The sequence below is a fragment of the Escherichia sp. MOD1-EC5433 genome (assembly GCF_002966005.1).
GTDB classification, from domain to species: domain Bacteria; phylum Pseudomonadota; class Gammaproteobacteria; order Enterobacterales; family Enterobacteriaceae; genus Escherichia; species Escherichia ruysiae.
Map to the genome: position 1 here is coordinate 18,609 of NZ_PTRL01000001.1, position 18,550 is coordinate 37,158.

An 18,550-nucleotide genomic window follows, 5' to 3' on the forward strand; every position below is an offset into this window, starting at 1 on the left:
TTCACCATGATATTTTTACAAAGCCATCTGAGCCGCGTCCGCCGGAAAAAGATGCTGATGTTTGATTATTTGCTGCACTACCACCAGCACCACCGGCACCATAACCAACGGCATTACCTCCGTTAGAAAGGGCTAAACCAATCCCCCCTAGGCCATATAGTGAATTCATTCCATTCCCACCAGGAGCAGAGTGTTGGTCAACCATGGTATTCCCACTACCGTTTCCACCTGTTCCCCCGTAAGCTACGCTGTCAGCAAATGATGAGTTCCCGCCTTGCATGCCATCTGAGCCATGAACATTCCAAAGAATACCTCCAGTTGATCCCATCTTTGATTCTAATTTTCCCCCTTGACCACCTACACCTCCCGCTCCGACAGTGACAGCGTAATTTGTTCCTGGAATGACTGTGACTATTGATAATTTTGTTTCTCCGCATTGACCGCCAAAACCCTGTGTACTATATGGAAAACCAGAGTTTCCTTTTGCGTATCCACCGCCACCGCCACCGCCACCGCCACCGAGCATTTCTATAAAAAGTAAGGACACCCCATCAGGAACAGTAAACGTTCCATTGGTGGTAAAGAACTGGATGTGAGAATTCGTTGACCTACTATATGCAGCACCAGCCTTATCATACGCCGCTTTCACCGCACTCGGCGTAGCCGCCTCCGTCGTACTGTTGCTATCCGTCGCATTATTAAGCTTCACAATCCCTTTTTGCGACAGGGTGCCGTCTGGAACACCCGTAATCTGTCCCCATGGGTGAGTATGGTTTCCCGCAGCCTTACTATTCGCCAGGTCATACGCCGCCTTCACCGCGCTCGGTGTTGCCGCCTCTGTCGTGCTGGTGCTATCAATCGCGTTACTAAGCTTCACAATCCCTTTTTGCGTCAGCGTACCATCCGGAATATCAGTAATCTGACTCCAGGTATGACGATGATTTCGTGCCTCAATCATCGCCGCTTTCACCGCTTTTGGCGTAGCCGCTTTGGTTTCGTCATCACTGTCAGTGGCATTACTTAACTGCGTAAAGCCTTTTTGCGATAACGTAGCATCAGGGTGATTAGTCGAACGTTCATGTTCATCCAGTTGCGAATCAACATAATCTCGTGTTGCCAGCACAATACTGGGGTCAACGGTGAGTGTTACCGCTGCCGTGTTGGAAACTTCCATAATGAGACGAATGCAAACTTGCTTACCGCTGCCGCCGGGTAATAGCGGTTTATACGACTCCGGGAATTTACCGATAGCAATGAGTTCACCGTCAGTATCAAAAACACCGACTTCACGTACATACCAGCCGCCGATATTTTCGGGCAGTACAAGTTCCGCAATTAACCAGTTAGGATTATTGGGCGCAACTGTTAATGTATTTAAATCACCTCGCCAGACTTCATGACGTAATTTAGTTTGGCTGACGGTGGGTTCATAATATTGCCCTCCGCTGTCGCCAACAGCCATTTTTTGTAGATGAAGCTGTTTTTTATCCGCCAGAGCATTAGCAATTTTTGCCATCCCTCTGTCGGTGAGTAGAGTATAAAACTCATTATCCATAATTACTCCGGGTAAATAGATGTAATTTCAAGGCTCCATTGCCCTGTTCCGTAATAGATTGATGTGTTTTGCTGTACTTCCCGTATCTGGAAAGGTAAAACCGTCGTCAGTTCACCACCATAAAGTGCACAGCCAATAACAGGAATAGCACTTTGGTTAATGATCCAGACAATTAATGCTTCCAGTTTTGAACGTGTGTTTTTATATTCATGAATGAGTTCTACCAGATTATTGAAAAGGTTTTCATCCATGCCTTTATCCACCAGCTCTATATCAACCTTAAAAAAATAAGCCTTCCCCCCATATTCAAACCATTCTGAAATAGTTCCTGGTAGCGAAAGTATTTCCAGCACCCGCCGTACCGCCCAAATCGTTCCTTTATATTTATGCAGCTCAATGGCTTGCTTAATTAACTCGCGCTTCTCCCGTTCATCAGTGGTAAATAACCAACCTTCCAGCCCCTGAACGTGAAATTGTTCTGCAAGGGCAGGTAATGCCGAAGCATCAACCAGGTCTACCAGATAAACCATCAACGCTGTCAGATCGAGTTGGGCAAAACGCTCGGCAGCGATATTTGCCAGAGTTGAAAAACGCTCATCGCTGGCAAGCGGCGGTGGCGGCAGCAATTTATCCATCGCTGACTCCGGCAATCGTGACGTCTATCGCGGTGCATTCCGCCCACTCATGCGCCTGCAAAATACGTTTTGTAGGCATATTCAGCGCAACGTCATAGACACCATCGACTTGTAACACTTTGATTATCTGGTTTGGCACAATGTCCCGTCCCAGATGTTTCTGCCGCTGTTGCGTCCAGAGGCTAATCGCTTTACGCGCCGCAGCCAGCGTTGTCTCCTGATCGGCAGTGGTAAACAGTGTGAGCTGCGCACGGATTTCATACGGCACCCTAACGGCGCATTTCGCACTTACTTTGTCGGTCAGCGGACGTTTTTTCTCCTTGCTAACCTCCAGTTCAATTTGCGCGAGCAGTTCCACGCCCGGCAGACCATTCAGCGTTAGCGGGTAGATCTCCACGCAGCCTTCTGGCAATCCTTCGTCCGGCCCCAGTACCGCGACGTCAATAATCGACTGGCTTACGGAAAGCGTATGAAAGCGGTAGGCACCATAGCTGCCCGCATTGCTGAAACTTTCCGGCGCCAGTTGGATCCGCTGGCGTAGTGCGTCATCACTCTCTTCACCGCAGCCGCCGGTTGAGGCCGTCAGGTTGGTCACGCTGATATCGTAATAACCAATCCTGTCAACAAGGGCGCTAATCTGTGCAGGCTGCCAGCCATTGCCCGCTTCGCCTGTTGCCAGACTGGTGGCGGGAACGGCGATATGCAAACTTCCCGCCGGAATCAGAACATCTTCATCGGTAGCAAACATCACGCTGTCAGAGGCGCTGGCACGTGTTCCTTGTGGAATTAGAATGTTATTTCGATTCTTACTGGCTACCGAAAACAGCAACGTGGTTTTTGCCGGTTGTGCAGGTAAGCGGTGAACGCCCACCAGCTCACCTAAATAATCCAGCATTGGCGCGCGGGAATACGCGACCAGATTCTGTTTCGCCGCTTCCTGAATGGCGATGCGTACAAGGTTTTCACGATAGGCAAAAAGGTCAATCAGCAACCGCTCGGCCTGTGCCGGGTAGAGCTTTTTGCCGCTGGCATCTTCATACTGCGCAATCATCTCGCTGGTAATTTGCGCAGGATCGCGGTCAATAAAATCGGGTTCGGCTATCGCCATAACACCTCCGTTGAGTTGATTACGCCGTCAGCGGCGCGCCATTGCACACGTAACGTCAGATGTTCCCCGTCGATTACCGGTGTCACCTTCAGCAACCGGCAGCGCGGTTCCCACTGGCGGATGGCCTCTACCGACTCCCTTACCACATGCGGAATCGCCCGCTCGATGGGATAATCGATGTAGTGCCACAAGTTGCTGCCAAACAGCGGTCTGTGGGGATCACTGCCGCGCGGTGTGCGCAGAATGATGTGTATTGCCTGGTGAATATCATCCAGTCCGCAGACGTATTCTTCAGGCCGCTGCAAGGCTGGTTGCCAGTGCAGCGTAGAGGGGCGTGTTGTCGTGTTCATGAGGGTATTTTCGCCCTGAACAGGCGGCGGGGATATTAAAGCGATTTAAAAAACTGATTGATTAAAAAGAGAAAACCCGCCATCAGGCGGGTTAAACGTCAGTGTGAATGGTGGTTGGAGTTGCCACCGCTGTCCTGCAATGTGCCGCTGGCCTGAACGTTACCAATCACATTAACATTGCCAGTTATCGTGGCGGCGTTGCCGATGCCTCCACTTCCTGCCATGCCACCAAGCCAGGTGAGTTTTTTCATCACCGTGACGTTGCCGGTAAAGGTGCTCATGGGCGCATCTACCGTCACTGCTGCCGCTTTAACATCGACCTTACTGGCTTCAATGCTGACATCGGTGGCTTTCACATCAACAGTGTCGGAAGTCACGGTGACGTGTTGGGCTTTAACCTCAACGTTGGGCGATGTCAGGCTGGTACGGTCAATAACCTCAATCACGATTTTTTCGATGCCACCATTAATCGTAAGCTGGTGGGTGCTGCGGTCATATTCAAACGCTGCGCCATCAGAAAACTGGACATAGCGTTTGTCGCGCGATGCTACTGGCGCGGTATCTACCGTTGAATATACTGCGCCCAGCACCACGCCATCTTCACCGTTATCATCCAGCAGAACTTCCACCTGTTCGCCCATATCCGGTAGCCAGTAATCCTTATTGTCCTGAGAATTGCGCTGCAGCACCGCAAGCCAGTTACTCTTCAGATTGTCACACTCTGGTAGCGTGACCCGCACCCGAACGCTGGTTTCGTCAATATCGCTGATAATCCCCGTTTGCCGGGTTACTCCTTTCATATTGCCTCCTTACTGGCTGGTCGCTGGCCCGCGTGAAACGTCGATTTCAGTGGTATAGCCGCTGCGCACAAAACTGTGAGTAGATTTATCAATCAGCCACTGACCGGAAAGCACACCAAAATCGGTTAGCTCGATTTTATTGCCTGCCGTCAGTTCCGGGCAGCCCATCATCCTGAGCGTTCCGGTTTGTTGATATTCGTTGTGGCTGTCGAGCGCGGCGTTGGCCTTTGCCTGTGCCGCGCCAACGTCCGGCGCCCGACTGTTCAGTTTCAGCGTGTCGGCACTGGTGCCGACTCCACGGGCAGACGGCTTTTGCTGGCTGTCGTGAGTGTAGATAACCAGTTCTTTTTTCTTACTATTTTGATGCTGTACGGTGGCGTTTTTGTAGATGCGGTTAATGGTATCTTTGAAGGTGAAATGCGAAACGTCTTTGCGGTCGATCTTTTTCACCGGCGCCAGGCAGCGCAGCGTGGGTAAATGCGAAAAAATCAGTTCTTTGGTGGTCACCTTTACCGCATAGCCATATTCGCTGGCCAGGCGCTTGAGAAATCCGACATCGGTTTCGCCGTACTGTGTCACCCGGTCAATCGTCAGCGGCTCGATTTTGCCCACCAGCGTCAGGCCGTGAGTTTGCGCGATACGGCTGGCGATGGCTGAAAGCGTTGTCTCTTCAAAGCCCTGACTGTTACGGGTGCGCAGCGCCTGATTGACGGAAGTGGCGATGCCATCAATATTTACCGTGGAAGGTGGTGCTGAAATGTCAATTTTATCAATGATATATTGACCACAATCGAGCAGTTTTTCCCCCTGATAACCCATATGTAGCGCCAGCGTATCGCCTTTGCCGGGATACCACTCTTTTATCCAGCGTCCATCGGTGTCATCCAGTGTGATCGCGATGGTATCCGACTCGTTTTTAATACTGTCCTGGTAACTGATGCTGGTGACATAAGGCGTGATGTCATAAGTGATATCTTTATGCCCATACCACAGGGTAAAAATGGGCGCGAGCGTGGCAAAGACGCCGCCAGTTACGCTTATCTCAGCCATGGTGGGATCTCCGATACGGTCTTGTTGACGGTAATGACCGGAATAATGAGCTGAATACCGGCAGGCAGTACCGGGTAAATGGCGACATGTGGATTGGCGGCGATAATGCGTTCATAAGCCAGTGCATCACCGTAGTAATGCCATGCCAGGTTATCCCAGCGTTCGCCGTCGGTGGTGATATGTTCAAGGTATCGCATTACCAGCTCCTCGTAATGGTCGCGGCAGCGAGCTGAGTCACTGCGGGAGTGGTTTGCTGTACCGTTGTACGCGCCTGCTCAACCAACGTTGTGGCTTTATCGAAAGTTGCTTCGGCGATGGCGCTGGTGATGCTGCCAAACAGTTCTTGTGCATGGTCAACCAGTGTCCCGGCGTCTTTGGCGCAGTCGCGGATACCCGGCAGGCTACCCAGCAATGCTTTAATCTGCGCCGACAACGCTTTTGGTAATCCTGCCAGCGTTTGCAGATCCATCGGCTGTTTAAACAGGGTTTCGATGGCATCGATAGTCTTTTTCAACGACTTAATTATCTTTTCACACTTTTCTTTTAACGCTTTGGCCTCTTTAATCAGTGCTTTGACCTTTGCCACTGTTTTTTTAATATCTTCAATGGATTGCGCCAGTTCATCGAGCATCTCTTTGGCTTTGCGCATACCTTCTTCAATGGCGTTCAATATCTGATCCAACCAGGACTCCACCTTGTCCGGAAAATCGCTCGCCTTTTCGTCAATATTAGGCTCCTGGGTGGTAATCGCCGGGGGCAGGAGTGGGTTTTTCGGATCGCCGGTATACTCCTGGAGCGACATTGTTCCGCTTTGGGCAATCACATTGCCCCAGGGATCGGTGTGCTGGTGAGTGGCGGTTAACTCTGTAATTACAAACCAGCCGCGATAATCACCGTTGCCAAACACCAGCGCCATTGCTTTGTGGGCAAGCATGGCTTCACGCAGTCGATTCAGCTCTGTTGTGGGTTGGCAAAACTGGCTGTGCAGGAAAAATTCCAGCGCCAGCATGTCCAGCTTATCGCCAATAAACTGCACGCCAGGTTTGCCTTCAATACGGGCATGTGTGGCGTAATCCACGCCCATTGTGCTTTTAAAGCCATCCCAGAATGTGACAACTTTAAATTCAATCTCACCTAAAACGGCATACATCAGGCATACCCCCGGCGCTGTTGCTGCGCCATTACGTCGTTAATCATTCTTTCCAGTTCGCGTTTACTCATCGTCAATACGTTCTGAATGTCTTTAGTGGTGTTTTGTCCGTTACCCTGCACGGTAATTTGTGGCGAAAAATTCACCTGGACTTTTCCTGGGGAACGGGAGGGTAGCGTCGCCGGTTTGGTTACGGATTTACCTGGTAAAGAGGCCGACGCGGGTTTTGCCACTGGCGCCGATGACGGCGTTGTCGTTTTGCTGGATGGCGCGAGTTGTTTGCCCACAGGCGGCGTTAAAAGCGCACCGGCAACGCCTGGAACAACGGTCGCGGGGGAGACTGATGCGGTATTAGTCGTGCCTGTAACAGTCGCAGCCGATGCTTCTGTGCCGATCCCCATTGTGGCTTTTAGCCAGTCTGGCATGGCGTTTTTGACCTGATCAATAATGCCTTTCAGAGCGGGGAAAGCATTCATTATGCCGTCGGCCAGGCTACCCAGTATATTGCTGCCGAACTCGCTAAAACTCGCAGGCATCTCAACACCAAACCAATTCATCACACCGGAAAAGGCGCTGTAGAACAGCCCCAGTGGCGACCAGTCGAGAATCAACCGGCTAATACCTGCAATGCCACCGTCAAAGGCCGTGGTAATACGTTTCCAGATGGCGGAAAAGAACCTGGTGATAGGTTCCCAGTTGCGATAAATCAGATAAGCCGCGCCCGCAATCGCAGTGATGACCAGACCAATGGGATTCATCAGTAGCACCCGGCCTAGTGAGAGAACGGTCCGACCAACCAGTTTCAATGCTCCGCTCAGGCCACGACCAAGCAGTTGCGTTAGCCATTTTGCGCCGCCACCCAATGACTTAACCGCCGATAGCACCTTACTCGCTGCGCCTCCGGGCGCCAGACTTGCCCTGACTTTCAGGAAGATATCGACCAGACGAATAAACGGCGAGGCGATGAAGTTCGCGCCCAGCTTTAAAACATTCAGCGCACCGTTAAACAGCCAAATCGCCCCGACGATTTTCGCAATGTTTTGCACTAGTGCCGGGTGTTCGCGTAGCCAGGCGCTGAACTGGCGAATAACCGGCGCAAGGCTTTGCGCCAGCTCGCCAATCGCCGGCATAAGCTGCAAGCCAATGCTGAGCCATAAATCATTTAACGCCAGTTGTAACGCTTTAGTCTGTTCAATGGGCGAAGCCATTTGCGCAGAAAAGTCGGCATCAATCAGATTCTTGCTGGTGGCTTGCATGGCAGAGGCTTTTAGCTGGCGATACTCTTCCATATTCGCCAGCATAGGGGCCAGGAATTCCACCGTTTGCGCATCGCCGAACATTTCGCCCAGATTAAACTGCGTCACCATCGATTGCAGCGCAGTGCTGCGGGCAGATAAATCTTCAATCTGCATGGTGCGTTTGAAGGTATCGAGGATCGCCGGATTCATCTTCTCAAGCTGCATTTGCACGATATGAGTCATAGCTTCGCTAACACCCATACCGTTTTGCTGATGCTCAAGCAGAGAACCTTGCAGATCGACGCCCTGGCTGGCGAACCAGCTATCGGTTTTTTTCGAAAAGGTGGTTTGTAGAAAATGGTCGAAATTCTCCGCCGCTGCACTGGCGCTGGCACCGTTTTTCATGGCGATCTGCATGGTGGCGGTCAGTTCAGCCATACCTTCCAGACCCTGAGCGCCGGTTTTACCTGCAAATTTCTCTATCCACTGCGTTTGTTCGGCAATGGCAGGCCCACCGCTTTTGGTAACGCTGTACATCATGTTTTGCGCAGTGTGGAAATTTTCCGGGGCAATATTCAGTCGATCATGAGTCGCGAGCGCGGCTTTCGCCCATGTTTCGGCGCTGTCGCGCGTGGCGGTGGCGGCTTTGGCGATCTCCGGCATATAGCGGTTGAGATCCTGCAAGGACGATATGTTGCCTTCAACTAAGGTCAGAGCGGCGGACTGTAACGTGGTCTGCTGCTGGTTAAAATCCATACTCCAGTCGCGCAGATTCAGGCTGAGCGTCTCGCGAGTGGCATCACTCATCCCACCTTTGGTCGCCATATTGACCATATTGTCCTGAAACTCATACGGCAACTTCCAGTCGGGGGCTTCAACATTGAATACTTTGCTAAATTGCCCGGCAAATGTTTGGGTTTTCTCCATCAGATTAGCGCGGCTGCGGCTATTTTCCTCCAGGCGGAGAGCGGAATCGGCAAGTCGCTGCGTTAGTTTGATAACTGTCGCTTGCTGAGTAGAGAGAGTTAACAATGTTCTGGCGTTGAGTGAGCCGTAACGGGCTATTGCCTGCGTCAACGTCTCATTACGCGCCTGAAGCTGGGTAATAATATCGTTGGCCAAAATTGTTTCTCTTTAAATATTGATAATGGCCCGCTGGTTATTTTTCTAAAAAAAAGGGGCAGGGAAGAAATAAACCTGACGGGCTTGGGAAACTCGCAGACATCAGGTCTGCGAGTCATATTCGATTTTTATTTGGGCGTTGGCTTCATCCAGCCAGTTGCTAAAGTCATCGACGGTAAGGGCGTCTATCTCACTGGGCGGAAAGCGAAACCATCTCGCCAGTAACGCCATCGCTTGCCATAACAGTGGCGGATTCTGTAGCCACGCTAAGCATGGATTGAAATCGTTTCTGCAATGCCTGGTAATCCAGCAAATCCATTTCAGCTAAATCTTCTGGCACCAGTCCGGTCATTGCAGCCATTAGCGGTTCATCCCATTCTTCTGGTTTTTCGCTGATCCGGCGCGCGTTGCGCATATCTTTTACTTTCAGGCGACGTAATTGCAGAGTGTTAATTACGTCTCCCGCCGCTGAAGTAAACGGGAACTGTAAGGTATAATGTTCTTTCATTTTGTATCCTTATTGGTCATGCGGAAATCGGGGCCGTAGCCCCGAATAACTTAGCCACCGATGTTATTGCGATAGGTACTTAATTGATCCACGCCGTTAACGCGGAAAATATTCGCCAGGTAATCCAGTTCCAGCAGCGTTTCACCATCGACCACCTGTTTAATATAGGTACAACCAAAGGCGCTGCTGAATTCCGGGTTTTCATTCTGTTTAAATGTTCCCAATGGATTCTTTTTAAACATGACAGTCAAATGAGTGACTAACGCTAATTGATTCGCTTTCCCCTGGGAGTTATAGCAATCAATACTGGAGCGGCACTGTAATGCTACCGCCTGCCACGGGTTTGCCGTTTTACGCATGACGTCCTGATAAAAGGAGTTCCATTTAATTTCCCCTTCCAGTTTATCGAAACCTGCCGGGAGTTCGATTTTGCCGACCATGCCCAGTGCTTTATGCTCCTGCATAATTAAACTGACATCCGGTAATTTAATTTCGGTTGCACGACCTAAAAGGTTATTACCATCGAGATAAATATTGGCATTGGTAATACGGTTAATTTGAATTTTTCCAGCCATTAGCTATTGCTCTCCAGAGAGACTAAATATTCAGAGGTAATTTCAGTTTCAAACGTCAGACGTTCCAGCGGCGGTGGCGGGGTGAATTTATAGCTCAGCAATAAATGCCCGGCACTGAGTTCGGTCGGTGAATTTCGCGCCGGATCGTACCAGCACTCAAAGCCAAGCAGTGCGCCGTCGGCAATCAGCTTACGGCCCCAGGTATTTACCGACTCGGTCAGGGCATCAATTAGCGCCTGATTAATCGGCATATCGATATACTGCTGGCTGAAATAACGGATCGACTCGTTAATCACATCACCCGTGCGGCGAACGTTTTCAAAGTTACGCATATGGGTCACGGTTGGCCATGCCGCAGTGCGGTTGCCCCATAAACGCAGACCAGAGCCGTAACTATTGAAAACTGTGGTAATGCCGTTTTCGTTGAGCTGATTCACTTCACTTTGCGGGTCATCAACCATTGCGGAAAGTGAACGTTCGATACCGATAATGCCCTGAATTTCCTGGTTTGAGTTGCTCCACCAGAAACCTTTCTCCAGGTCTACTTTGGCACGCAGTCCGGCAGCGCGTGAAGATAGCGGTTCGAGAACTTCTTGGTTGGTTGAGCCGTCATAAACTTTGACGTGCGGATAGCACAAACGCGCACGGTCAGAACTGGTGTTGAAGTTGATTGCGCCTTTCGAGCCGCGACCAGCCAGTACCTGCTGGAATGTAGTACCGATTGGGGCGTCAATGTAGGCGATAGCACCGAGTTTTTCCGCCTGAGCAATCAGTTCGGTGGTGACCGATTTTTGCGTACAGAAAACGGGAGCAAGCAGGATTTTGGCGTAGAAACCATACAGGTTATAGGTATCCTGTAGCAGTTTCATCCCCGTGCGATCGCCTGCGGTATTAACGGCGCCAATAATATCGGCTGCGGTAACTTTTGTTGGATCGGCCCATGAGTAATAGGCGCAAACTTTCGCTCCGGCAGGGATCTCAGTTTCTGCACGAGTGATTATTCCTGTTTGTTCATCAACATGAAACGCTGCGCTGCTATACGTAGTGGCTGATGTTGAAGAGGGTTTCAGGACGACATTGCGCACCGCACGATGAGCCAGTTTTGCCTGGTTGTTGGAATCAAAAGTGATACTCTCATTGCTGATGCTGGAGCCATGTTTTGCCGGATCCAGTACGTTAATCACCACCACCGTACCGGCGCCGTGGTCATAAATCGCCTTCAGCGCCTGCGGGATAGTAAAGTTAGCCTGAGTCGAGCCAAACTGCGCGGCATCGCTTTCAGAAAGGCACAATGTTGGTTTGTTTACCGGACCGCATGGTGCACTACCGATTAAAGCGATTACAGCGGATTTTACCGCTTTAACCGGGCGCGGACCGGTTTCAATTTCAATGGTTTCTACACCGTGCAGGTAATTAGCTGCCATGTACAATTTCCTCTCCGTTATTTTGTTCTTCCTGAGTGATGACAGGAGTCAGGTGATTGCGGGCAATCATGGTCATAACCCACTCGTTTTCTTCTGGCAGATCAATTTCACTGTTCGGCCACAATAAGATTTCTTGTCCGTCGGCAAGGGTGACGCCGCTTGCCGGGCCGTTGTAGATGTATTTCATTCAGTTTCCTCGTAATTAACTTCAGTAAGCAGGGTAAGGTCCGTGCTTTCCCGTTTTGCGATAAACAGCGATCTGGTCGCCATTTCCATGATGTAGCGGCAGAAACCACCGCTCTCGCCTGCATTGATTTCTGTTTCAAGCCAAAGAAGACGCTCGCAATCAGGAAGCTGGATCCCCCCCAATGCGCTGCGTATGCGATCCAGTGCGTTTAACGCGCCACAATTTTTGCCAACAATAACGGTGGCAGTTAAACGGAGCGTTTGCTGTTGCACGAGGGCATCACTGCTTTCAGGCATGGCAAATAGAGAACCGCTATAATTAATAATCACTGTAACTTGCTGCGTCTGCGGAATATATTTATTGGCATCAACCGATGAAATAAATACGTCCATTTCGGGATTCTGTTCACGTAATCTGGTCACAACAGAATTAATTACAGATAAAATTTCCATATAGGGTGTTCCTTAATTACTGCTCACTTCGTTATCGTTGAAATGTATTCTGAAGCAGTGAAGGTGAAGAATCTTTTAATGTGATTTAGAGAAAAAATTGAATGGCTATAAAAATCCCCACACTTACGTAAAGGTGGGGATGTATTTAATAGCTGCCACGTTGTAATAGCTCTATTTTGCTATATAAGGCATCCAGCTTTGCTTCTAATACTGCCTGGCCACGAAGATAATCTTCTCTGCGGACATAATGCAGCGGAAGCTCGGCACGAAATTCGAGAAATTCTCTTTCCAGTTTCGACCAGCTTGTTTCTGATTCCCGGCGCGCGTTTTCCAGAGATTCAAAACGCTCATTAAGTCTTTTTTCAATTTGCGCTAACAGCAATTTTCCGGCAGCAAACATTAATCCAACGAAGGAAAGCATAAGGGAGATCACTTCCCAAAAATCGATACTGAGTTTCATCGGCCCCTCTGATTAGTGAAGACAGCTTGCCTGCCCCCAGAGTAAGTAGCGGGCGGCATGTTGATAGAGGATCATCTTCGGATAGTGACGATTTTCTCGCCAGTTTGCGGCACTACGCCCGGCGTTGACGTGCTCAACATGACCAAACCAGATGGTGGCATCTAACCCTTTGGATGCGGCCAGTTTTTTATCCCGATTAACCCATCCCTGACCACCGTTATAGGCGCTTAGGGTAAACGCCATACGCTGGCAGCCATTTTTCGCCGAGATGTTTTTCCACAAATGCTGGTCATATTGCACCAATGCGCGAATCGCCCAGGTTGGGTTATAGGGCTTGTTTTCACGTAGCTGTGGATACAACTGGCTTATCCATGTCGCTGTGGCAGGCATAAATTGCGCCATACCCTGTGCGCCGACGGGGGAACGCGCCATTGGCTGCCAGGCTGATTCCTGGTGCAACTGCCCGGCGAAGTCTGCCACCGGGGCGTTCAGTCCCCAGACTTCTCGTGCAGTTCGAATCAGTTCGTTTCGCCATGCCAGAGATGCTCGCGGCGGTTCAGATGCGTTAAGCGGGAAGAACGCGAACAGAGTAATTAGCGCGAGAAATTTTACCTGCATCACTAAAGTCCTAACGCGACGGAAAGGCAGACGGCTGCAACGATGATAGCCCGACGAATCATTGCCGCCGCGCAGCATCGCGCCTCTTCCCAGGGGCAAAATGAGTCAGGCCGCGCCCAGGGAAACAGACTGCGATCGAGCCAGTATCCCAGCACAGCGGCGAGCGAAACCAGACTTAGTTTATAAATGACAACCGGGATCTGTGCGGAAGATGTCCAGCCGATCGCGACAAACAGCGCGACGGAAGCGACCAGCCAGCCGGAAAGACGGGGAAAAGTGACTTTTTTCATACGATATCTCCTGATAAGTGAGCGTTTAGTGTTGCCAGATCCCTCCAGTGAAGAATGAAAAAAGCTTTAATAAATAACTTTAAAAAATAGATCCTCTATAAATGAACATGCTTGCTAATAAATCCACCCATTAATAAAAGAGCAAAAGGTGTCCTGGAGAATAAGCGCGTCATTATGCAGGGAAAAGAGGATGGTGAATCGTAGGAATAGCCCATAGTCATTTGATTTTTAAAGTTTGTTTAAGAAAGTCAGCGACTGTGAGGGAAACGATCTTTTTACACTACAGGTAAAAATAATACTGTATGCACATACAGTATCGTGTAAAATGATACTCCAGTTGACAAGAAACATAACGCAAACAATATATTTATTTTGTGAATTTATGACGTTCATTGATATTAAAAATTTATATTTTTGGTGATTGTTTATTTGTTTGTTGAATGTATTGAGTAGCAGTAATGACAACTGCTTAGCGTATATCCGTGGTTTTACACGCATCGGGTCTTATACAGGATGCAAGATATATGGAGATGAAAAATGATACGAAAATCAAAAGAGATGGCCCGGACACCGGAGATCATTAACGACCTGGCGTTTCATGCATCGCAAGTTCTGATTGAGAGCATCAATCTCGACAGTTCATCGGCGGAAAATGTGGGCTTTGCCATTGCCGACCGAATGATGCGTAACTGGGGTGGGCAAAGCATTTATTTCCCGAAAGGGATCTCCGGACGGGCGTCGGAGCGTGACTACCAAATCTATAGCGAGTGCGATGGTCGCAACTACGCCGAATTAGCGAAGAAATATAATCTGACGTTGCAATGGATTTATAAGATAGTGAAACGCGTACATGCGGAAAAGCAACAGCGCCGTAGTAATTCGTAATTGATCCGGCATGGTGAATAGCGACGTGGGTCGCTATTCACCTGTACTGGTCGTTTACTCAAACAAATTACTATGCAATTTCTGCACTACCTGCTCTGCATCAGCACCTGGCACCAGGAAGCACAGGTTATTGCTGGAAGCGCCGTAGCAAATCATGCGGATGTTGAACGGTTCCAGTACGCCAAATACTTCTTTGCCGACGCCGCAGGCTTTGGATAGGTCATTACCAATCAGCGCCACCAGTGCCAGGCCTTCTTCCACTTCTACACGGCACAGTGCTGAAAGCTCCATCAGCAGTGATTGCGTCAACAATGTATCGCCGGTAGAAGTTGAACCAGTAGTATCAAGAGTTAATGCCACGCTCACTTCGGACGTAGTAATTAAATCCACCGAAATATTATGCCGCGCGAGGATACCGAAAACTTCCGCGAGGAAGCCACGGGAATGCAGCATATTCAGGCTGTGCAGGGTTAATAGCGTTTGTTTACGGCGCAGAGCCAGTGCACGGAACAGCGGTGGATTTTCGGTTTTATTACACACCAACGTACCGCCAGCACGTGGGTCTTTGCTGGAACCGACAAACACCGGAATATCGCTGCGCACTGCGGGCAGCAACGTCGCTGGATGCAGCACTTTCGCGCCAAAGGTCGCCATTTCAGCGGCCTCTTCAAAAGCGATTCTATCAATGCGTTTTGCTGCCGGCACCACGCGTGGATCGGTAGTGTAGATGCCAGGGACGTCAGTCCAGATATCAACGCGAGATGCGTGTAAGGCTTCCGCCAACAAGGCTGCCGTATAATCGCTGCCGCCACGTCCAAGTGTTGTTGTACGCCCTTTACTTTCGCTACCAATAAAGCCCTGGGTGATGACTAAACCTTCACTGAGCCGTGGAGTCAGATGCAACGCAGCCAGTTCCGCCAGTGCAACAACATCTGGCTCCGCACGACCAAAACGGTCGTTGGTACGCATCACTTTACGCACATCAAACCACTGCGCCTGGACATCGCGTTCGCGCAGGATTTCAACAAACAGCAGAGTAGACATCAGTTCGCCGTGGCTGACCAGTTCATCCGTCAGTGCCGGAGATGTTGCCAGTGCCGCCGCTTCGGCCAGAACAGTAATGTTCTCCAACAAACGTTCAATCTCTTCACGGATGACGTTCGGGTAACGCAGACGCTCCAGAATGGCGAACTGAATATTGCGAATAGCATCGAGTTTTTCGAAACGCTCAACCGGTTCCAGACCTTCAGCCAGTGCGACAAGGAGGTTAGTAATCCCCGCAGAAGCAGAAAGCACAACCAAACGAACATTCACATCAGAAAGCACAATGTCGGCGCTGCGGTTCATGGCGTCGAAATCAGCCACGCTAGTACCACCAAATTTGGAGACAACAATATCGGGCATAACAACCTCGTGTCAGGGAATGAAAGAAGCGACCTTGGCACAAAGGCAAAATAGAAACCGGTGCAGGCGCAGACCGTATTTATAAATAAAAGGTGTAGGGGAGTGTGTCAACGCTGGGATTATGCGGATTATTCATGCAGCGGGCGTGGTCAGAAATTGTGCTTATAACGTCTATACTTTTTATCCTCTTCAGTAGTTAGCTGAGCTAACGGCACTAAAACCATCACATTTTTCTGTGACTGGCGCTACAATCTTCCACAGTCACAATTCTCAATATCAGAAGAGTATTGCTAATGAAAAACATCAATCCAACGCAGACCGCTGCCTGGCAGGCACTACAGAAACACTTCGATGAAATGAAAGACGTTACGATCGCCGATCTTTTTGCTAAAGATGGCGATCGTTTTTCTAAGTTCTCCGCAACCTTCGACGATCAGATGCTGGTGGATTACTCCAAAAACCGCATCACCGAAGAAACGCTGGCGAAATTGCAGGATCTGGCGAAAGAGTGCGATCTGGCGGGCGCGATTAAGTCGATGTTCTCTGGCGAGAAGATCAACCGCACCGAAAACCGTGCCGTGCTGCACGTGGCACTGCGTAACCGTAGCAATACGCCGATTCTGGTTGATGGCAAAGACGTAATGCCGGAAGTCAACGCGGTGCTGGAGAAGATGAAAACCTTCTCGCAAGCGATTATTTCCGGTGAGTGGAAGGGTTATACCGGCAAAGCAATCACCGACGTGGTGAACATCGGTATCGGCGGTTCTGACCTCGGCCCGTACATGGTGACTGAGGCACTGCGTCCGTACAAAAATCACCTGAACATGCACTTTGTTTCTAACGTTGACGGAACTCACATCGCAGAAGTGCTGAAAAAAGTGAACCCAGAAACGACGCTGTTCCTGGTGGCGTCTAAAACCTTCACCACTCAGGAAACCATGACCAATGCCCATAGCGCACGTGACTGGTTCCTGAAAGCGGCAGGTGATGAGAAGCACGTTGCGAAACACTTTGCGGCGCTTTCCACCAATGCGAAAGCCGTTGGCGAGTTTGGTATTGATACCGCCAACATGTTCGAGTTCTGGGACTGGGTCGGCGGTCGTTACTCTTTGTGGTCAGCGATTGGCCTGTCGATTGTTCTCTCCATCGGCTTTGATAACTTCGTTGAACTGCTTTCCGGCGCACATGCCATGGACAAGCATTTCTCCACTACTCCAGCAGAGAAAAACCTGCCTGTATTGCTGGCGCTGATTGGCATCTGGTACAACAATTTCTTTGGCGCAGAAACTGAAGCGATTCTGCCGTATGACCAGTATATGCACCGTTTTGCGGCGTACTTCCAGCAGGGCAATATGGAGTCTAATGGTAAGTACGTTGACCGTAACGGTAACGTCGTGGATTACCAGACTGGCCCGATTATCTGGGGTGAGCCAGGTACTAACGGTCAGCACGCGTTCTACCAGCTGATCCACCAGGGAACCAAAATGGTGCCATGCGATTTCATCGCGCCAGCTATCACCCATAACCCGCTCTCTGATCACCACCAGAAACTGCTGTCTAACTTCTTCGCTCAGACCGAAGCTCTGGCCTTTGGTAAATCCCGCGAAGTGGTAGAGCAGGAATATCGCGATCAGGGTAAAGATCCGGCGACGCTCGACTATGTAGTGCCGTTTAAAGTGTTCGAAGGTAACCGTCCGACCAACTCCATCCTGCTGCGCGAAATCACCCCGTTCAGCCTGGGGGCGTTGATTGCGCTGTATGAGCACAAAATCTTTACTCAGGGCGTGATCCTGAACATCTTCACCTTTGACCAGTGGGGCGTGGAGCTGGGTAAACAGCTGGCTAACCGCATTCTGCCGGAGCTGAAAGATGACAAAGAAATCAGCAGCCACGATAGCTCGACCAATGGTCTGATTAACCGCTATAAAGCGTGGCGCGGTTAATCATCGTGCATACCTGATGTCGCTACGTAGGCCGGATAAGGCGTTTACGCCGCATCCGGCAACCGGTGCCTGATGCGACGCGGTCGCGTCTTATCAGGCCTACAGGTCGATGCCGATATGTACATCGTATTCGGCAATTAATACATAGCACGATTGATTAAATAACCTTAATAACAATGCCGACTATAAGTCGGCATTGTTTTATCAGATAAATCCTCTTGTCTGTGATTTAACGAAAATCATACCGTGAGGTTAATCCTAAAATAGATTTTCAGTCTGTAATCATTTCGGAATATACGCAGGTTAATCGCTTTTGTATTTATTTTAACCTCATGATTAACATGATTATTTATATATAATAAAAAATATATAATTGCTATTCATTCCAATTATCCTAAAACCCCATAACTAATTCCCCACGCCGTAATCCACATGCTTTAGTTGTGTATACTCGATTCCGCCCGAAATGTTTTTGGGTAAATCTCCATTCATTCAATGAAGGGAAATTGTTATGAAAAAAGTTCTGTATGGCATTTTTGCCATATCTGCGCTTGCGGCGACTTCTGCGTGGGCTGCACCTGTACAGGTGGGCGAAGCGGCAGGGTCGGCAGCAACGTCGGTTTCGGCGGGTAGTTCCTCCGCGACCAGCGTCAGCACCGTAAGCTCGGCGGTGGGTGTCGCGCTCGCGGCAACCGGTGGCGGCGATGGTTCTAATACCGGGACCACCACAACCACGACCACCAGTACCCAGTAATAACGTATGTATCCCCAAAATAATTCGAGTCATTGCATCTGT

At 49.8% G+C, this 18,550-nt stretch carries 21 protein-coding genes; 3 read left to right on the forward strand and 18 right to left on the reverse strand.

The window, feature by feature from the left end; all coding sequences use genetic code 11:
• Position 1: 1 nt before the first annotated feature.
• The 17 genes from C3D30_RS00095 to C3D30_RS00180 all read right to left on the reverse strand — a co-directional run bounded on the left by C3D30_RS00095 (position 2) and on the right by C3D30_RS00180 (position 13,522).
• Complete coding sequence (locus C3D30_RS00095) at positions 2 to 1,555, reverse strand: phage tail-collar fiber domain-containing protein (protein ID WP_105286293.1); 1,554 nt, start codon at positions 1,553 to 1,555, stop codon at positions 2 to 4.
• 2 nt (positions 1,556 to 1,557) lie between these two features.
• Complete coding sequence (locus tag C3D30_RS00100) at positions 1,558 to 2,190, reverse strand: phage tail protein I (protein ID WP_105286294.1); 633 nt, start codon at positions 2,188 to 2,190, stop codon at positions 1,558 to 1,560.
• A complete protein-coding gene (locus C3D30_RS00105) occupies positions 2,183 to 3,298 on the reverse strand; it encodes a baseplate assembly protein (RefSeq protein WP_105286295.1) in 1,116 nt (371 codons plus the stop codon). The genes C3D30_RS00100 and C3D30_RS00105 overlap by 8 nt, the downstream gene beginning before the upstream one ends.
• A complete protein-coding gene (locus C3D30_RS00110) occupies positions 3,289 to 3,648 on the reverse strand; it encodes a GPW/gp25 family protein (RefSeq protein ID WP_105285597.1) in 360 nt (119 codons plus the stop codon). The genes C3D30_RS00105 and C3D30_RS00110 overlap by 10 nt, the downstream gene beginning before the upstream one ends.
• A gap of 98 nt (positions 3,649 to 3,746) precedes the next feature.
• Complete coding sequence (locus tag C3D30_RS00115) at positions 3,747 to 4,448, reverse strand: phage baseplate assembly protein V (RefSeq protein WP_016159857.1); 702 nt, start codon at positions 4,446 to 4,448, stop codon at positions 3,747 to 3,749.
• Positions 4,449 to 4,457: 9 nt separating this feature from the next.
• Positions 4,458 to 5,498, reverse strand: a complete 1,041-nt coding sequence (locus tag C3D30_RS00120; RefSeq protein ID WP_105286296.1) for a phage late control D family protein — start codon at positions 5,496 to 5,498, stop codon at positions 4,458 to 4,460.
• Complete coding sequence (locus tag C3D30_RS00125) at positions 5,486 to 5,695, reverse strand: tail protein X (protein ID WP_016159859.1); 210 nt, start codon at positions 5,693 to 5,695, stop codon at positions 5,486 to 5,488. The genes C3D30_RS00120 and C3D30_RS00125 overlap by 13 nt, the downstream gene beginning before the upstream one ends.
• Positions 5,695 to 6,648 carry a phage tail protein gene (locus tag C3D30_RS00130; protein WP_105286297.1) on the reverse strand — a complete coding sequence of 318 codons (954 nt, stop codon included), beginning with the start codon at positions 6,646 to 6,648 and terminating at the stop codon, positions 5,695 to 5,697. The genes C3D30_RS00125 and C3D30_RS00130 overlap by 1 nt, the downstream gene beginning before the upstream one ends.
• Complete coding sequence (locus C3D30_RS00135; protein ID WP_105286298.1) at positions 6,648 to 9,008, reverse strand: phage tail tape measure protein; 2,361 nt, start codon at positions 9,006 to 9,008, stop codon at positions 6,648 to 6,650. Before C3D30_RS00135 ends, C3D30_RS00130 begins: the two co-directional genes overlap by 1 nt.
• Before the next feature lie 190 nt (positions 9,009 to 9,198).
• Positions 9,199 to 9,516 carry a phage tail assembly protein gene (locus C3D30_RS00145; RefSeq protein WP_016159862.1) on the reverse strand — a complete coding sequence of 106 codons (318 nt, stop codon included), beginning with the start codon at positions 9,514 to 9,516 and terminating at the stop codon, positions 9,199 to 9,201.
• Between the two features lie 50 nt (positions 9,517 to 9,566).
• Complete coding sequence (locus C3D30_RS00150) at positions 9,567 to 10,091, reverse strand: phage major tail tube protein (protein ID WP_000907501.1); 525 nt, start codon at positions 10,089 to 10,091, stop codon at positions 9,567 to 9,569.
• Positions 10,091 to 11,515: a phage tail sheath subtilisin-like domain-containing protein gene (locus C3D30_RS00155; RefSeq protein ID WP_016159863.1), complete on the reverse strand. Its 1,425-nt coding sequence runs from the start codon at positions 11,513 to 11,515 to the stop codon at positions 10,091 to 10,093. The genes C3D30_RS00150 and C3D30_RS00155 overlap by 1 nt, the downstream gene beginning before the upstream one ends.
• Entirely contained in the window at positions 11,505 to 11,702 is a 198-nt protein-coding gene (locus tag C3D30_RS00160) for a hypothetical protein (RefSeq protein WP_016159864.1), read from the reverse strand. The genes C3D30_RS00155 and C3D30_RS00160 overlap by 11 nt, the downstream gene beginning before the upstream one ends.
• Positions 11,699 to 12,154: a Gp37 family protein gene (locus C3D30_RS00165; RefSeq protein WP_105286299.1), complete on the reverse strand. Its 456-nt coding sequence runs from the start codon at positions 12,152 to 12,154 to the stop codon at positions 11,699 to 11,701. The genes C3D30_RS00160 and C3D30_RS00165 overlap by 4 nt, the downstream gene beginning before the upstream one ends.
• 145 nt (positions 12,155 to 12,299) lie before the next feature.
• On the reverse strand, positions 12,300 to 12,614 hold the full coding sequence (locus C3D30_RS00170) for a membrane protein (protein WP_000777272.1): 315 nt from the start codon (positions 12,612 to 12,614) through the stop codon (positions 12,300 to 12,302).
• Between the two features lie 12 nt (positions 12,615 to 12,626).
• On the reverse strand, positions 12,627 to 13,232 hold the full coding sequence (locus C3D30_RS00175) for a transglycosylase SLT domain-containing protein (protein ID WP_016159866.1): 606 nt from the start codon (positions 13,230 to 13,232) through the stop codon (positions 12,627 to 12,629).
• 2 nt (positions 13,233 to 13,234) lie between these two features.
• Positions 13,235 to 13,522 carry a putative holin gene (locus C3D30_RS00180; protein WP_016159867.1) on the reverse strand — a complete coding sequence of 96 codons (288 nt, stop codon included), beginning with the start codon at positions 13,520 to 13,522 and terminating at the stop codon, positions 13,235 to 13,237.
• A 537-nt stretch (positions 13,523 to 14,059) separates the two neighbouring features.
• On the opposite strand from C3D30_RS00180, the gene C3D30_RS00185 reads away from it, so the two are divergent.
• Complete coding sequence (locus tag C3D30_RS00185; RefSeq protein ID WP_000619864.1) at positions 14,060 to 14,407, forward strand: Mor transcription activator family protein; 348 nt, start codon at positions 14,060 to 14,062, stop codon at positions 14,405 to 14,407.
• 54 nt (positions 14,408 to 14,461) lie between these two features.
• On the opposite strand, the gene lysC is transcribed toward C3D30_RS00185, so the two are convergent.
• Positions 14,462 to 15,811 carry a lysine-sensitive aspartokinase 3 gene (gene lysC, locus C3D30_RS00190; RefSeq protein ID WP_001112918.1) on the reverse strand — a complete coding sequence of 450 codons (1,350 nt, stop codon included), beginning with the start codon at positions 15,809 to 15,811 and terminating at the stop codon, positions 14,462 to 14,464.
• Positions 15,812 to 16,104: 293 nt separating this feature from the next.
• Between lysC and pgi the strand changes: the two genes are divergently transcribed.
• Entirely contained in the window at positions 16,105 to 17,754 is a 1,650-nt protein-coding gene (pgi, locus tag C3D30_RS00195; RefSeq protein ID WP_000789996.1) for a glucose-6-phosphate isomerase, read from the forward strand.
• Positions 17,755 to 18,265: 511 nt separating this feature from the next.
• Positions 18,266 to 18,508 (forward strand): exopolysaccharide production protein YjbE, encoded by a 243-nt coding sequence (gene yjbE / locus C3D30_RS00200; protein WP_000757333.1) that lies wholly within the window; start codon positions 18,266 to 18,268, stop codon positions 18,506 to 18,508.
• Positions 18,509 to 18,550 lie beyond the last annotated feature (42 nt).

Coding starts and splice junctions, on each gene's coding strand:
- C3D30_RS00095 (WP_105286293.1), bottom strand. CDS start 1,555: ATGGATAATGAGTTTTATACTCTACTCACCGACAGAGGGATGGCAAAA.
- C3D30_RS00100 (WP_105286294.1), bottom strand. CDS start 2,190: ATGGATAAATTGCTGCCGCCACCGCCGCTTGCCAGCGATGAGCGTTTT.
- C3D30_RS00105 (WP_105286295.1), bottom strand. CDS start 3,298: ATGGCGATAGCCGAACCCGATTTTATTGACCGCGATCCTGCGCAAATT.
- C3D30_RS00110 (WP_105285597.1), bottom strand. CDS start 3,648: ATGAACACGACAACACGCCCCTCTACGCTGCACTGGCAACCAGCCTTG.
- C3D30_RS00115 (WP_016159857.1), bottom strand. CDS start 4,448: ATGAAAGGAGTAACCCGGCAAACGGGGATTATCAGCGATATTGACGAA.
- C3D30_RS00120 (WP_105286296.1), bottom strand. CDS start 5,498: ATGGCTGAGATAAGCGTAACTGGCGGCGTCTTTGCCACGCTCGCGCCC.
- C3D30_RS00125 (WP_016159859.1), bottom strand. CDS start 5,695: ATGCGATACCTTGAACATATCACCACCGACGGCGAACGCTGGGATAAC.
- C3D30_RS00130 (WP_105286297.1), bottom strand. CDS start 6,648: ATGTATGCCGTTTTAGGTGAGATTGAATTTAAAGTTGTCACATTCTGG.
- C3D30_RS00145 (WP_016159862.1), bottom strand. CDS start 9,516: ATGAAAGAACATTATACCTTACAGTTCCCGTTTACTTCAGCGGCGGGA.
- C3D30_RS00150 (WP_000907501.1), bottom strand. CDS start 10,091: ATGGCTGGAAAAATTCAAATTAACCGTATTACCAATGCCAATATTTAT.
- C3D30_RS00155 (WP_016159863.1), bottom strand. CDS start 11,515: ATGGCAGCTAATTACCTGCACGGTGTAGAAACCATTGAAATTGAAACC.
- C3D30_RS00160 (WP_016159864.1), bottom strand. CDS start 11,702: ATGAAATACATCTACAACGGCCCGGCAAGCGGCGTCACCCTTGCCGAC.
- C3D30_RS00165 (WP_105286299.1), bottom strand. CDS start 12,154: ATGGAAATTTTATCTGTAATTAATTCTGTTGTGACCAGATTACGTGAA.
- C3D30_RS00170 (WP_000777272.1), bottom strand. CDS start 12,614: ATGAAACTCAGTATCGATTTTTGGGAAGTGATCTCCCTTATGCTTTCC.
- C3D30_RS00175 (WP_016159866.1), bottom strand. CDS start 13,232: ATGCAGGTAAAATTTCTCGCGCTAATTACTCTGTTCGCGTTCTTCCCG.
- C3D30_RS00180 (WP_016159867.1), bottom strand. CDS start 13,522: ATGAAAAAAGTCACTTTTCCCCGTCTTTCCGGCTGGCTGGTCGCTTCC.
- C3D30_RS00185 (WP_000619864.1), top strand. CDS start 14,060: ATGATACGAAAATCAAAAGAGATGGCCCGGACACCGGAGATCATTAAC.
- lysC (WP_001112918.1), bottom strand. CDS start 15,811: ATGCCCGATATTGTTGTCTCCAAATTTGGTGGTACTAGCGTGGCTGAT.
- pgi (WP_000789996.1), top strand. CDS start 16,105: ATGAAAAACATCAATCCAACGCAGACCGCTGCCTGGCAGGCACTACAG.
- yjbE (WP_000757333.1), top strand. CDS start 18,266: ATGAAAAAAGTTCTGTATGGCATTTTTGCCATATCTGCGCTTGCGGCG.